Raw genomic sequence first — 12,641 nt, 5'->3', positions numbered from 1 at the left:
AACCATGGTTCAATAACCTGCGTGGCCCGCCCCAAGTCCATCACCGACGAACGCCTCCTGAAGGCGACCGGCGACGTCATCAACCGCGAGGGCCCGGACTTCACGATGGCCCAGGTCGCCGCCGAGGCGAAGGTCTCGGTCGGCACCCTCGCCACCCGGTTCGGCTCCAAGAGCGGCCTGCTCCAAGCCCTCAGCAGGCGCGAGATCGCCCAGGTCGGCGACCGGATGCGCGCCGCCGCCGAGGGCCTGCCGCCCCTGGAGGGCCTCAGGGCCGCCCTCACCGCCTGGTTCTTCGAGGGCACCCCGGACCCGGCGACGGCGGGCAACCACCTCGCCCAGCTGGGCGTGGACCTCATGGACCCGGCCCTGCGCGCCCTGCTCGCCGACCTGCACGTCGCGATCGAGACCGCCCTGCGCGACCTGGTCGCGGCGGTCGACCTGCCGGGCGCGCCGGAACCGGACCGGGCGGCGCGGGTGCTGCACGCCCTGGTCTCCGGCGCGACCCTGGACTGGTCGATCCGACCTAACGGCGGGCTGGTCGACCGGATGCTGCACGACGTGGACGCGGTGCTGGACGCATGGGGACGTCCCTGACCGGGGCGGCCACCCGAGCAAGGCAACCGAACGACAAGGGGAGAGCATGACTTTGCAGGGCAAGGTCGCCGCGGTCACCGGCGCGACGCGCGGCGCGGGCCGGGCGATCGCCGTCGAGCTGGGCGCGGCGGGCGCCACCGTCTTCGTCGGCGGGCGCACCACCCGCGAGAGCCGGTCGCCGATCGGCCGCACCGAGACCATCGAGGAGACCGCCGAGCTGGTCACCGCCGCCGGGGGCACCGGCATCGCGGTGCGCTGCGACTTCACCGACCCCGCCGACGTGGACGCGTTCCGCGACCGGATCGAGGCCGAGCGCGGCGGGCGGCTCGACGTCCTCGTCGACGACGTCTGGGGCGGCGAGCTCGACGTGGAGTTCGCCCCCTTCTGGGAGCAGGACCTCGAAGCCCAGCTGCGCATGTGGGACAACAGCGTCCGCGCGCACCTGGTCTCCCTGCACCGCCTCCTGCCGCTGCTGATCCGCAGGCCGGGGGGCCTGCTGGTCGAGGTCACCGACGGCGACACCGACGACCACTACCCCGGCACCCTGGCCTACGACTCGGTCAAGGTCGCGATCCGCCGCTTCGGCCGGGTGCTGGCCAAGGAGCTGGAGCCGCACGGCTGCACCTCGGTCGCCGCCACGCCCGGCTTCCTGCGCTCGGAGCAGATGCTGGAGCACTTCGGCGTCACCGAGGCCACCTGGCGCGACGCGATCGCCAAGGAGCCGCACTACGCCCTCTCGGAGACCCCGCACTACCTGGGCCGGGGCTTGGCCGCGCTGGCCGCCGACCCGGACAGGCACCGCTTCACCGGCCAGGCGCTCGCGTCCTGGACGCTCATGCGCGAGTACGGCTTCACCGACCTGGACGGCTCCAAGCCGGACTGGGGCCGCTGGAACGACGACGTCGTGAAGCCCGAGCGGGACCCCGGCGACTTCGACGCCGAGGACTACCGCTAGACCACACCGGTCCGGCGGCCCGACCGGGGCCGCCGGACCGGCGCTCACACGTCGCCCGGCCGCACCAGCCCGGTCTCGTAGGCCAGCACCACCGCCTGCACCCGGTCCCGCAGCTCCAGCTTCGCCAGGATGCGCCCCACGTGCGTCTTCACCGTCGCCTCGGACAGGAACAGCTTCCGCGCGATCTCCGTGTTCGACATGCCCTTGGCGATCAGCACCAGCACCTCGCGCTCCCGCTCGGTCAGCGCGTCCAGCACCGACGCGTCGCGCAGCGTCCCGCCGCCCTCGCCGAGGAACCGCCCCAGCAGCCGCTTGGTCACGCTCGGCGACACCACGGCGTCCCCGCTGGCCACCGCCCGCAGCGCCGACACCAGGTCGGCGGGCGGCGTGTCCTTGAGCAGGAACCCGCTGGCCCCGCTGCGCAGCGCGGACAGCGCGTACTCGTCCATGTCGAACGTGGTCATGACCAGCACCCGCGCCGTCCCGGCCTCGGTGATCCGCTTGGTCGCCTCGACCCCGTCGAGCACGGGCATCCGCACGTCCATCAGCACCACGTCGGGGCGCAGCTGCTCGGCCATGTGCACGGCGTCGAGCCCGTCCCCCGCCTCACCGACGACGCTGATGTCCTCCTGCGCGTTGAGCACCATGCGGAAACCCATCCGCATGAGCTCCTGGTCGTCGACGAGCAACACCTGGATCATGGTCAGCCACCTTAGGTCCCCGCCGGAGCGCCGGCTCCGCGAACACCGCTCACGCGGGCACGAGCGGCAGGTCGACCCTGACCCGCCACCCGCCTCCGGGGTTGGGCCCGGCCTCCAGCCGACCCCCCAGCACCCCGGCCCGCTCCCTCATCCCGATCAGCCCGTTGCCGCCGGACAGCTCGACCAGGTCGTGGGGCGTGCCGAAGCCGTCGTCCACCACCTCGACCAGCACCCGCTCCGGACCGCAGTCCACCCGCACCACCGCGCTCGCCCCGCTGCCCGCGTGCTTGAGCGTGTTGGTCAGCGCCTCCTGCACGATCCGGTACACGCCCAGCCCGAGCCCGGCGGGCAGCACGCCCAGGTCGCCGCTGACCACCAGGGTCACCGGCAGCCCGGAGGCGCGCAGCGCCTCGGCCAGCTCCCGCAGGTCGCCCGCGCCCGGCTGCGGCGCCCACTGCGCGCCCGACCCGTCCTCGCTGCGCAGCACGCCCAGCAGCCTGCGCAGCTCGGCCAGCGCCTGCCGCCCGGTGTCGGAGATGGTGCGCACGGCGGCCTCGGCCAGCTCGGGCTGCGTCCGGATCGCGTACCCGGCGCCGTCGGCCTGCACCACCATCACGCTCACCGCGTGCGCCACCACGTCGTGCAGCTCCCGCGCGATCCGCGACCGCTCCTCGCCCACCGCGATCCTGGCCTGCTGCCCGCGCTCCAGCTCCAGCAGCCGGAGCCGCTGCTCCAGCTCGGAGTGGTAGGCGCGGCGCGCGCCGACGAACTCGCCCAGCGCCCAGCTGAACCCGAACACCGGGGCGATCACGAACAGCATCATCACGCCCGCGGGGCCGCCCATGGCGGTCACCGCCCACAGGACGCTGCCCACCGACAGCGCGGCCAGGTAGAGCAGGCTCGGCCGCCTGCCCACGAACACGACCATCGTGTAGAGCGCGACGGCGAGCGCCATGTCGGCGGGCCGGAGCGGCAGCCCGCCTGGGTCGTCCACGGCGCCGTGGGTGAACAGCTGGACCCAGGCGCCCAGCAGGATCAGGGCGCTGGTCGTCCTCGGGTACCTGCGGCGCACCGGCAGCGGGCCGATCATCAGCACCAGCACGGTGAGCCAGGCCGCGCCGGAGACCCCGGACGTCACGACCCCGGCGTCCTCCGCGGGGACCTGGCGCGGCAGTCCGGCGGCGGCGAGGGTGAGCAGGTCGAACATGAAGAGCACCCCGGCGATCAGGGTGTCCCCGAACGCGGGGTGCGCTCGCATCCACATGCTCAGCTGCCGCACGTGGACCAGGTTAGGCAGAGCCCGCGACCGCCGCGTCGCGCTGCGGTCTGAGCCCCCCTCCTACCACGGGTTGACCCCGGTCGAGCGGTGCGAACCGCTCGACCGGGGTCACCGGGTCTGCTCCCGTGCTACCGCTTGGTGTGCACGGTGAACGGGTCGGCCTTGTGCTCGGCCCGCTGCGCGGCCACCTCGGACTGCTCCACGACGGACGGCTGCGCCACCGGCTGCTCGCCCGCCCTCGGCGCGGGCGCGCCCGCCTGGGGGACACCGGTCTGCGGCACGCCCGCCTGCGGCGTCACGGGCTGGGCCGCGCCGGCCTGCGCCACGCCCGGCTGCGGGAGCCCGGACGGCGGGGTGCTGCCGCGCGGCGTCTCCGGCTCGGCCACCAGCGGCTGCTGGACGCCCTGCGCGGGGGTGGTCGGCGCCGCGAGCGGCTCCTGCGCCACCGGCGCGGCCTCCGGCCCCGGCGTGGTCCGCTCGACGATGCGCTTGCGCAGCCCCACCGGGCCGTTCTCCTGCTCGAACCGCCTGCTCTCCCGCGCCATCTCGTCCGCGAGCTGCTGCTGGATCTGCCGGTCGCGGATGCGCGCCAGGATCACCATCGTCGCGGCGTGCACCGCCGCCAGCACCAGCAGCATGATCCCGAGCTGCACCACCACGTTCTGCACGGGGTCGCCCGTGTCCGGCGTGATCAGCGAGACCAGCGCCAGCAGCCCGAACATCACGAGGTGGAACAGCACGGTCGCCAGCCGCGTCATCGACGCCGCCGCCTCCGGGTCGCCGTAAGCCCGGTTCATGTAGCCCCGACCGCTCCGGTAGATCAACTGGCCGTCGATCAGCACCAGCACCACACCGAGCAGCAGGAACACGGCATACCCCTGGTCCATGTCTCCACAGCCTCTCTCTACCCGACGCTCACGGTGAGTCGTGTACCCGTGACTCGCGGGGGTGTAACCCGATTCCCGTTCGAGCGGGCAGCCGACCGGTCCAGCGACGATCAGCAGCGGTTATGGCGGGGCTCGGGAAACCCGGCGGCGGCAACCGTTCCGGGGTGTCAGCCGTTCGGACGTGGCACGATTCGGGGGTGACAGGTCAGGCGAGGTACGCGGGTCCGCTCTCTGCGGCTGTGGCGTCGCTGTGCACAGGCCTCGGCCCGCACGTCTCCCCGCGCACCGCCGCCGGACTGCGCGGCGTGCTCGCCAGGCTGGCCGCGCCGCTCCAGGTCGCGGTCGCCGGGCGCATCAAGTCCGGCAAGTCCACGCTGGTCAACGCGCTGATCGGCCGCCGCGTCGCGCCGACCGACGTCGGCGAGTGCACCCGCCTGGTCACCCGCTACCAGTACGGCACGGTCGACCGGGTCGAGGTCGTCCTCGCCGACGGCCGCAAGCAGGTGCTCCCGTTCGACGCGGAGGGCATGGTGCCCGCCCAGCTTGGCGTCGACCTCACGACCGTCTCGCACGTCGAGGCGTTCCTGACCAACGCGGTGCTGCGCGACCTGACCGTCATCGACACCCCCGGCCTCGGCTCGCTCGACGCCGACTCGGTCGCCCGCACCGAGGCCGTGCTGCACCACGGCGGGCTCGACCCGGTGTCCAGGGGCGCGGTCGCGGGCGCCGAGGCCGTCCTCTACGTCTTCACCCAGGGCGTGCGCGTGGACGACCGGCAGGCGCTGGCCGCGTTCACCGCCGCGACGGCGGGCCGCGAGGCGGGCCCGGCCAACGCGATCGCCGTGCTCAACAAGGCCGACACCATCGCCCCCGAGACCGTGGACGGCGCGGACGGCGACGTGTGGAAGGCCGCCCTGCTGCTCGCCGAGCGGCAGGCCAAGACGCTCAAGCCCAGGGTCGCCGACGTGCTGCCGGTCATCGGGCTGGTCGCCGAGTCCGCCGAGACCGGCGGCTTCTCCTCGGCCGACGCCGACGCGCTGCGCAGGCTCGCCGAGCTGGACCCGGCCACCCGCGAGACCATGCTGATGTCCGCCGACCTGTTCACCGCCTGGGAGTGCGACGTCCCGCAGGGCGCCAGGGCCAGGCTGCTGGAGCGGCTGGACCTGCACGGCGTGCGCACCGCGCTGGAGGCGGTGGACGCCGAACCGGCCATCACGGCGGGCGCGCTGCGCCGCAAGCTGCTCGACGCGTCCGGGCTGGACGGGGTGCGCGGCAAGCTCAACGCGGTGTTCCGCGCCCGCGCCGACGGCATCAAGGCCGCCGCCGCGCTCGCCTCGGTGAGCGCGCTCGCCGCGGCGTCCGGCGACCCCGGCGAGCGGCAGCGCGTGCACAACGCCATCGAGGTGCTGCTGGCCAAGCCGGAAGCGCACCAGCTGCGGCTGCTGGAGGCGCTGACCCTGGTCGCGTCCGGCGCGGTCGGGATGCCGGTCGACCTGGCCGAGGAGGTCCTGCGGTTCGGCGCCTCGGCCGACCCGGTGGAGCAGCTGGGCATGGTGGGCAGGCCGCCCGAGGCGGTGGCGGCGTACGCGCTGGAGCGCGCCGGGTGGTGGCGCTCGTTCGCCTCGTTCGGGGCGACGCCCGCGCAGAGCCGGGTCGCGCACGTCGTGCACCGGGCGTACTTCTTGATCTGGCAGCAGGTGCGGGGGCACCAGCGGGTTCGGGGGCGGCGATGACGTGGGGCGGCGGTGGAACGGAACCGGGCCGGGGGGCGTCGGAGCCGGACGTGGAGACCATCGCGGGTGAACTGCTCGACCAGGCGCTCGCCGAGCGGCGCGCCCTGGTCCAGCTGTGCCTGTACGCGCTGGACCGCGCCCGCAGCTCGGGCGTCGTCGAGCGCATCGAGGAGGGCCTGTCGGCCATCGGCGTGACCGCGCTGCGGCCGGACGGCGAGCGGTTCGACCCGTCCGTGCACGAGGCGGGCGGCGTGGTGCCCACCGACGACGTCACGCTCGACGGCCTGGTCGCCGAGACCGAGGTGGTCGGCTTCGCCGACCGCGGGCGCACGCTCCGCGCGCCGATCGTCACCGTCTACACGGCCCGATGACCACCCCGCAGCCGCTGCCGCTGCCGCAGCTCGTCCGCCGGACGCGGGAGAAGCTGACCGCGCTGGTGCGCTCGGTCGACCCGGCCGCCGCCGAGCTCGTGGACACCCGGCGCGGCGGGAAGGCGTCGGTGGTCGTGGTCGGCGAGACCAACCGGGGCAAGAGCTCCCTGGTCAACGCCCTGCTCGCCACGCCCGGCCTGTCCCCGGTGGACGCCGAGGTCGCCACCGCCGCGTACCTGGTCCTCGGGCACGGCGAGCGGTGGGCGTGCCGCGCGCGCTACGCGGGCGGCGCCCCGCCGGTCGAGTTCGACCGCTCCCAGCTCATCGCCTGGGTCTCCGCCGCGCACGAGCTGCCCGAGGGCGCGCTGCCGCCGAGGTCGGTGGAGGTGGACGCCCCGATCCCGCTGCTGGAGCGGCTCACGATCGTGGACACCCCCGGTGTCGGCGGGCTGGACTCCGCGCACGGCGAGCTGGCGGCCGAGGCGGCGGCGGACGCGACGGCGCTGCTGTTCGTCGTGGACGCCTCCGCGCCGTTCACCAGGGGCGAGCTGGAGTTCCTGCGCTCGGTCGGCGAGCGGGTCGAGACGGTCGTGTTCGCGCTGACCAAGGTCGACCAGTTCCGGGGGTGGCGCGAGGTGGTCGAGGCGGACCGGGCGCTGCTGGCGCAGCACGCGCCGAGGTTCGCCGGGGCGGTGTTCCACCCGGTGTCGGCGCGGATGTTCGAGATGGCCGCGAAGGCCCCGAACCCGGACGCGGCGGCGATGCTGCGCGAGCGGTCCGGCGTCGGGGAGCTCCAGGCGGCGCTGCAGGAGCTGGTGGTCGGCCGGGCCGCGATGCTCGGCGAGGCGAACGGGCTGCGCGCGCTCGCCACCGTGCTGGACGAGCTGGTGGCCGTGGCCGAGGCGGACCTGCGGGCGCTGTCGGCGGGCGAGGAGCAGGCCGAGGTGCTGCGGGGGCGGCGCGACGAGCTGAACTCGCAGCGCAGGTCGTCCACGCGGAGCTGGCAGGTCAAGCTGCGCGGCGAGGTGCAGCGGGCGCGCGTGGAGGGCAACCACGAGGTGGCCAGGCAGGTGCGGGACCTCCAGACGTGGTTCCGCACCGCGATCGACGCCGCCGACCGGGACCAGCTGGTGGCGCTGCCGGGTCAGGTGGACGCGGCGCTGCAGGTCGTGTCGTCGAGGATCAGCGCGGGGCTCGGGCACCGGTTGGGGAAGGTCGCGGACCTGGCGCTGGCGGACCTGTTCACGCCGGACGAGATGGCGGTGATCCGGGGTCAGTTCGCGCGCGGCGTCACCCCGCCGATCGTGCTGCGCCCGCCGGAGAAGCGCACGCCCACCGCCGAGGACAAGCTGCTGGTGTTCATGGGCATCTCGGGCGGGCTGGGCGCGGGCCGGTTGGCCGCCCTGCCGCTGGCGGGGCTGGGCATCGGCGCGCTGAACCCGGTCGTGCTGCCCGCGACGCTGGTGATCGGGCTGGGCGCGGGGTGGTGGATGGCGCGCACGCGCAAGCACTCGGCGGACAAGCAGCACATCAAGCAGTGGCTGTCGGACTCGATCGCCGACGCGCGGTCCACCCTGGACCAGCTGGTGGCCGAGCAGCTGATCGAGGTCGAGCAGCAGCTGTCGCTGGCGCTGGACGACGCGCTCGCCAAGCGGGTCGAGGCGATCGAGGCGGAGCTGCGCGAGGTGGACCGCGCGCTGCGCATGGAGGCGGGCGAGCGCACCCGCGCGGTCCAGGCGGCGACGAGGCAGGCGGCGGAGCTGCGCGCGGGGCGCGTGAAGGTGGACGAGCTGCTGGCCAGGATCAGGGCGTTGCGAGACCGCGCGTGAAGGCGGACCAGGCGGCGGCGGTGAAGCGGAACGCAGGGCCGGTGGGGTTCTTGGAGTCCCGGACGCCGACGGTGGTGCCCGCGTGCTGGACCTCGACGCACGCGTTGCTGCCAGCGGAGCTGTGGGTGCTCTTGTGCCAGTCGGTGAAGCGGACCTCTACGCATCCGTTGCTGCCACCCGAGCTGTAGGTGCTCTTGAACCAGCCCGTGTCGCGGGTCATGACGCGTCCTTCCTGACCAGGTCGATCAGTAGATTTCCGGTGTTCTCCCGGCTCAGGGCCAGCTCTTCGACGCGCTCGATGAGTCGTCGCATCGGCCCGATATCTTCGGCGTGATCGTAGTAGGTGTAGGGGCCGTGCAGCACCGAAGCGAAACTCACCGGCTCTGATTCCTTGAAGTCCAACAGCACGAGCCCGCCGCCCAGAGCGGGGTTGTCCACCGCGCTGTTCGGCACGATCCGGATGCTCAACTTCTTGTGCCGCTCAAGGAGTTGCAGCAGGTGAAGGGCTTGGCCGCGCATCACCGACTTGTTCCCGATCACGTGGTGCAGCGAGTCTTCCGTGAAGATGACGCTGATTTCCTTCGGGTCATTGCAATCTAGCACTCGCCGCTGGTGGTCCAACCGGAAGGCGACCCGGTTGCCGGTCTCCTCCTCCGAGGTCTCCCAGTAGATCGAGTTCGACAGCGCCATGATCGCCTGCACGTAGTCCGGCGACTGCACCAGGCCGGGGATCACGCCGCACTCGTACCAGCTGATCCGGCTCGCCGCGACCTGCATCTCCACCAAGCGCTGGAACGGTTCCGGCAGCGTGTCCACGTACCCGCGCCGCACCGACCGCCGTCGCGCCGCCGTGCCCAGCGCGAGGATCGTGCTCCGCTCGTTGCCCTGGACGCCGTAGAAGTCCAGCAGCTTCAGCAGTTCCTCCGTCCCGAGGCTGCCTTTGCCGTTCTCGACCTGGCTCAGCCGCGCCGCCGTGCGGTCGATCGCGCTCGCGGCCTCGCTCTGGGACTTCCGCGCGGCTGTTCGGAGTCTGGTGAGGCTGACGCCGAGTTGCAGCCGCTCGACTGTCGGCCGGACTGAGGACATGGGTGTTCCACTCCATCGGGCGATGGTTAAGGGGCTCATGCTTGGCTTAAGTTTTAGCTGACTGCGGTTCGCGTTGCGTGTATGCAACCAGGTTGGAGGAGACATGTCGCAGGCGGTGTCCGAGGATGCACCTGGAGTAGGCCGCCGGGAGTGGCCGGTCGACTGCATCGACAGCTACGCGACCGGGAACACCTGCGTCGTCGAGGTGTCCGGCGACGTGGTCGAGGTGATCGGGCCCGAGGCCGAGTTCTGCTTCGCGCTCGACGTGGAGCAGGTCCCCGGCTTCCAGGCCGCGCTCGCCTCCGCGCTCGCCGGCGCCCGCGACTGCCGAACCCGCCGCGCCCGCCGCTGACCCCGAACTACACTCCCGCGAATGACGGACCTGGTCCTGGCCCTGGACATCGGCGGCACCAAGGTGGCCGCCGGGCTGGTCGACCACGACGGGTCCGTGGTGCGCGTCGCGCGGGAGCCCACCCCGACCGACGACCCCGAGCGCACCTGGGCCGCCGTCGCGCGGGTCGTCGACGAGGCGCTCGCCGGTGAGCAGGTCGCCGGGGTCGGCATCGCCTGCGCCGGGCCCGTCGACCTCGTCGTGGGCACGGCCAGCCCCATCAACGTGGCCTGCTGGCGGGGTTTCCCGCTGGTGGACCGGGTGTCCGCGCTGCTCCCCGGCCTCCCGGTCGAGCTCGCCGGCGACGGGCCGTGCATGGCCTACGGCGAGCACTGGGCGGGCGCGGGCCGCGGCTGCGGCGACATGGTCGGCCTGGTCGTGTCGACCGGCGTCGGCGGCGGGCTGGTGGTGGGCGGCGAGCTGCTGCTCGGGCGCACCGGCAACGCGGGCCACATCGGGCACGTCGTCGTGGAGGACGACGGCGAGCCCTGCACGTGCGGCGGTCGCGGGTGCGCCGAGACCGTCGCGGGCGGGCCGAGGATGGTCGCCTGGGCGCGCCGCCGGGGCTGGCGGGCGCCCGAGGGCGCCGACGCCGCGCACCTGGCCGCCGACGCGCTCGCGGGCGACAAAATCGCGCGGGCCGCGTTCCGCCGCGCGGGCCGCGCGGTCGGCTTGGCCGTCGTCGCCACCGCCGCGCTGTGCGACCTGGAGCTGGCCGTCGTCGGCGGTGGCGTGGCGCAGGTCGGTGACCTGCTCCTCGACCCGGTCCGGGAGACCGTCGCGGCGCACGCCCGACTGTCCTACTTGGACGGTCTGCGGGTGGAGCCCGCCCGGCTGGGCAGCCGGGCGGGCCTCGTCGGCGCCGCGGCGCTGGCGACCTCCCGGCTCAGTGGGCCGCCACCGGCTTGACCCGGTCGCTGTCCTCGTCCACGTGGTAGTCGTCCGGCCTGGTCTCGTCGCTCCCGTTGGCGGCCTTGAACCTGCGCGCCACCAGCGTCACCAGCGCGGCCACGACGAGGTTCGCCGTGACGGCCACGACGCCGACGTAGACCTGCACCGTCGAGCCCTGGAACGGGTGCCAGCCGAACAGCGACAGCTTGTCCAGCGCCAGCGCCGACCCGGCGAAGTGCTGCCGCTTCCCGTCCGCGCTGGGGATCGTGTACAGCAGGTAGATCCCCCAGCCCATGCCCGCGGCCCACCCGGCGACCAGGCCGTGGAGGTGGAACCACCGGGTGTAGAGCGCGATCGCCACGGCGGGCAGCGTCTGCAGGATCACCACGCCGCCGATCAGCTGCAGGTCGATGGAGAACTGCGGGTCGATGAACACGATGAACGCGACCGCGCCGAACTTCACCACCAGCGACGCCAGCTTCGCCTGCTTCGCCTCCTGCGCGGGCGTGGCGTCCTTCTTCAGGTACTCCTTGTAGATGTTGCGGGTCCACAGGTTCGCCGCCGCGATCGACATGATCGCCGCCGGGACGAGCGCGCCGATGCCGATGGCCGCGAACGCCACGCCCGCGAACCACGCCGGGAACTCCTGCCCGAACAGCACCGGCACGATCGTGTTCGTGTCCGGCCGCCCGGTGGCCTGGTTGGTGATCGGCTTGACGCCCGCGCTGATCGCCACGAACCCGAGCATCGCCAGCAGGCCCAGCAGCAGCGAGTAGGCGGGCAGCGCCACCATGTTCCGCTTGATCACGTTCCGCCCGCGCGAGGCCAGGATGCCGGTCAGCGAGTGCGGGTACAGGAACAGCGCCAGCGCCGAGCCGAGCGCGAGCGTCGCGTACTGCAGCTGGTTGTTGGCGTTCAGCAGCACGCCGTCCGACTTCGCGGGCGTCTTGTCGTAGGCCGCCTGCGCGGTGTCGAAGATGGCGCCCCAGCCGCCGAACTTGCCCGGCAGGTAGATCACCGCCACCAGGATCACCACGTAGATCAGGCTGTCCTTGACGAACGCGATCAGCGCGGGCGCGCGCAGCCCCGACTGGTACGTGTACAGCGCCAGGATCACGAACGCGATGAACAGGGGCAGGTGCCCCATGATCCCGCTGCCGTTGAGGCCCATCGTGCGCAGCACGGCCTCCAGGCCGACCAGCTGCAGCGCGATGTACGGCATCGTGGCGAGGATGCCGGTGATCGCGATGATCAGCGCGAGCCAGTGCGAGCCGTACCGCCCGCGCACGAAGTCGGCCGGGGTGACGTAGCCGTGCACCCTGGACACCGACCACATGCGCACCAGCGGCAGGAACACGATCGGGTACAGCACCACGGTGTAGGGCAGCGCGTAGAAGCCGAGCGCGCCCGCGCCGAACACCAGCGCCGGGACGGCCACGAACGTGTAAGCCGTGTACAGGTCGCCGCCGACCAGGAACCAGGTGATCCAGGAGCCGAACTTCCGGCCGCCCAGGCCCCACTCGTCCAGGTGGTCGAGGGTGTCGCCCGCCCGCCACTTCGCCGCGACGAAGCCCAGCACGGTCACCAGCAGGAACAGGACGGCGAAGACCGACAGCTCGGTCCACTGCAGCGGGGCGGTGCTCACCGGTCGGCCTCCCGCTCGTCCAGGGCGTCCACGTCGAGCTTGTCGGGGCCGGTCGTCGCGGGGGCGTCCTTGGTCTTCACGTAGACCAGGCCGACGCACAGCACGCCCAGCGGGACGAACGCGAACTGGTACCAGTAGAAGAACGGCAGGCCCAGCACGCGGGGCTCGTCGGAGTTGAACCACGGCGTGATGAGCATGAGCAGCGGGAGCAGCAGGAGGAGGTTCCAGTTGCTCCACCGCAGCCCGGTGTTCCGGGCAGGCGATTGTCGAGGCATTGAG

General features: G+C 73.1%; 14 protein-coding genes. 7 read left to right on the top strand and 7 right to left on the bottom strand.

Going from position 1 to position 12,641, the window contains the following annotated elements:
• Positions 1–21: 21 nt before the first annotated feature.
• Both CNX65_RS34645 and CNX65_RS34640 read left to right on the top strand, forming a co-directional pair.
• Positions 22–594, top strand: a complete 573-nt coding sequence (locus tag CNX65_RS34645) for a TetR/AcrR family transcriptional regulator (protein ID WP_096497465.1) — start codon at positions 22–24, stop codon at positions 592–594.
• A 46-nt stretch (positions 595–640) separates the two neighbouring features.
• Positions 641–1,549: an SDR family oxidoreductase gene (locus tag CNX65_RS34640; protein ID WP_096497464.1), complete on the top strand. Its 909-nt coding sequence runs from the start codon at positions 641–643 to the stop codon at positions 1,547–1,549.
• A 44-nt stretch (positions 1,550–1,593) separates the two neighbouring features.
• Here CNX65_RS34640 and CNX65_RS34635 read toward each other — a convergent pair whose 3' ends face one another.
• From CNX65_RS34635 to CNX65_RS34625, 3 genes are all read right to left on the bottom strand, one after another.
• Positions 1,594–2,250 (bottom strand): response regulator, encoded by a 657-nt coding sequence (locus tag CNX65_RS34635; protein ID WP_015805678.1) that lies wholly within the window; start codon positions 2,248–2,250, stop codon positions 1,594–1,596.
• Between the two features lie 49 nt (positions 2,251–2,299).
• Positions 2,300–3,508 carry a sensor histidine kinase gene (locus CNX65_RS34630; protein WP_096498144.1) on the bottom strand — a complete coding sequence of 403 codons (1,209 nt, stop codon included), beginning with the start codon at positions 3,506–3,508 and terminating at the stop codon, positions 2,300–2,302.
• A 149-nt stretch (positions 3,509–3,657) separates the two neighbouring features.
• Positions 3,658–4,416 carry a hypothetical protein gene (locus tag CNX65_RS34625; protein ID WP_157767962.1) on the bottom strand — a complete coding sequence of 253 codons (759 nt, stop codon included), beginning with the start codon at positions 4,414–4,416 and terminating at the stop codon, positions 3,658–3,660.
• A 197-nt stretch (positions 4,417–4,613) separates the two neighbouring features.
• Here CNX65_RS34625 and CNX65_RS34620 point away from each other — a divergent pair, with 197 nt between their 5' ends.
• From CNX65_RS34620 to CNX65_RS34610, 3 genes are read left to right on the top strand one after another with little or no spacing between them, the layout of a single operon-like run.
• Complete coding sequence (locus CNX65_RS34620) at positions 4,614–6,149, top strand: dynamin family protein (RefSeq protein ID WP_096497462.1); 1,536 nt, start codon at positions 4,614–4,616, stop codon at positions 6,147–6,149.
• A complete protein-coding gene (grpE, locus tag CNX65_RS34615) occupies positions 6,146–6,520 on the top strand; it encodes a nucleotide exchange factor GrpE (RefSeq protein WP_096497461.1) in 375 nt (124 codons plus the stop codon). The genes CNX65_RS34620 and grpE overlap by 4 nt, the downstream gene beginning before the upstream one ends.
• A complete protein-coding gene (locus CNX65_RS34610) occupies positions 6,517–8,349 on the top strand; it encodes a dynamin family protein (protein WP_096497460.1) in 1,833 nt (610 codons plus the stop codon). The genes grpE and CNX65_RS34610 overlap by 4 nt, the downstream gene beginning before the upstream one ends.
• Here the strand turns inward: CNX65_RS34610 and CNX65_RS34605 are convergent.
• Together CNX65_RS34605 and CNX65_RS34600 are read right to left on the bottom strand one after the other, a co-directional pair.
• Complete coding sequence (locus tag CNX65_RS34605) at positions 8,324–8,569, bottom strand: DUF397 domain-containing protein (protein WP_096497459.1); 246 nt, start codon at positions 8,567–8,569, stop codon at positions 8,324–8,326. The two genes, CNX65_RS34610 and CNX65_RS34605, sit on opposite strands and share 26 nt — an antisense overlap.
• Positions 8,566–9,435 carry a helix-turn-helix domain-containing protein gene (locus tag CNX65_RS34600; protein WP_096497458.1) on the bottom strand — a complete coding sequence of 290 codons (870 nt, stop codon included), beginning with the start codon at positions 9,433–9,435 and terminating at the stop codon, positions 8,566–8,568. Before CNX65_RS34600 ends, CNX65_RS34605 begins: the two co-directional genes overlap by 4 nt.
• A 103-nt stretch (positions 9,436–9,538) precedes the next feature.
• Between CNX65_RS34600 and CNX65_RS34595 the strand changes: the two genes are divergently transcribed.
• Both CNX65_RS34595 and CNX65_RS34590 read left to right on the top strand, forming a co-directional pair.
• Entirely contained in the window at positions 9,539–9,787 is a 249-nt protein-coding gene (locus CNX65_RS34595; protein ID WP_096497457.1) for a hypothetical protein, read from the top strand.
• Between the two features lie 21 nt (positions 9,788–9,808).
• Entirely contained in the window at positions 9,809–10,735 is a 927-nt protein-coding gene (locus CNX65_RS34590; protein WP_096497456.1) for an ROK family protein, read from the top strand.
• Here the strand turns inward: CNX65_RS34590 and mctP are convergent.
• Together mctP and CNX65_RS34580 are read right to left on the bottom strand one after the other, a co-directional pair.
• Complete coding sequence (gene mctP / locus CNX65_RS34585) at positions 10,713–12,362, bottom strand: monocarboxylate uptake permease MctP (RefSeq protein ID WP_096497455.1); 1,650 nt, start codon at positions 12,360–12,362, stop codon at positions 10,713–10,715. The two genes, CNX65_RS34590 and mctP, sit on opposite strands and share 23 nt — an antisense overlap.
• Positions 12,359–12,637, bottom strand: coding sequence for a DUF3311 domain-containing protein (locus CNX65_RS34580; RefSeq protein ID WP_096497454.1), 279 nt, complete (start codon positions 12,635–12,637; stop codon positions 12,359–12,361). Before CNX65_RS34580 ends, mctP begins: the two co-directional genes overlap by 4 nt.
• Between the last annotated feature and the right edge of the window lie 4 nt (positions 12,638–12,641).

It is taken from the genome of Actinosynnema pretiosum (genome assembly GCF_002354875.1).
GTDB classification, from domain to species: Bacteria; Actinomycetota; Actinomycetes; order Mycobacteriales; family Pseudonocardiaceae; genus Actinosynnema; species Actinosynnema auranticum.
Note: the sequence above shows the minus strand (reverse complement) of the source record. Positions and strands in the feature narration are given on the sequence as shown.

What these genes read in the sequence shown, in the direction of transcription:
- CNX65_RS34630 (WP_096498144.1), bottom strand. Translation starts at nt 3,508, where the DNA reads ATGCGAGCGCACCCCGCGTTCGGGGACACCCTGATCGCCGGGGTGCTC.
- CNX65_RS34590 (WP_096497456.1), top strand. Translation starts at nt 9,809, where the DNA reads ATGACGGACCTGGTCCTGGCCCTGGACATCGGCGGCACCAAGGTGGCC.
- CNX65_RS34600 (WP_096497458.1), bottom strand. Translation starts at nt 9,435, where the DNA reads ATGTCCTCAGTCCGGCCGACAGTCGAGCGGCTGCAACTCGGCGTCAGC.
- CNX65_RS34625 (WP_157767962.1), bottom strand. Translation starts at nt 4,416, where the DNA reads ATGGACCAGGGGTATGCCGTGTTCCTGCTGCTCGGTGTGGTGCTGGTG.
- CNX65_RS34605 (WP_096497459.1), bottom strand. Translation starts at nt 8,569, where the DNA reads ATGACCCGCGACACGGGCTGGTTCAAGAGCACCTACAGCTCGGGTGGC.
- CNX65_RS34640 (WP_096497464.1), top strand. Translation starts at nt 641, where the DNA reads ATGACTTTGCAGGGCAAGGTCGCCGCGGTCACCGGCGCGACGCGCGGC.
- CNX65_RS34635 (WP_015805678.1), bottom strand. Translation starts at nt 2,250, where the DNA reads ATGATCCAGGTGTTGCTCGTCGACGACCAGGAGCTCATGCGGATGGGT.
- grpE (WP_096497461.1), top strand. Translation starts at nt 6,146, where the DNA reads ATGACGTGGGGCGGCGGTGGAACGGAACCGGGCCGGGGGGCGTCGGAG.
- CNX65_RS34580 (WP_096497454.1), bottom strand. Translation starts at nt 12,637, where the DNA reads ATGCCTCGACAATCGCCTGCCCGGAACACCGGGCTGCGGTGGAGCAAC.
- CNX65_RS34610 (WP_096497460.1), top strand. Translation starts at nt 6,517, where the DNA reads ATGACCACCCCGCAGCCGCTGCCGCTGCCGCAGCTCGTCCGCCGGACG.
- CNX65_RS34595 (WP_096497457.1), top strand. Translation starts at nt 9,539, where the DNA reads ATGTCGCAGGCGGTGTCCGAGGATGCACCTGGAGTAGGCCGCCGGGAG.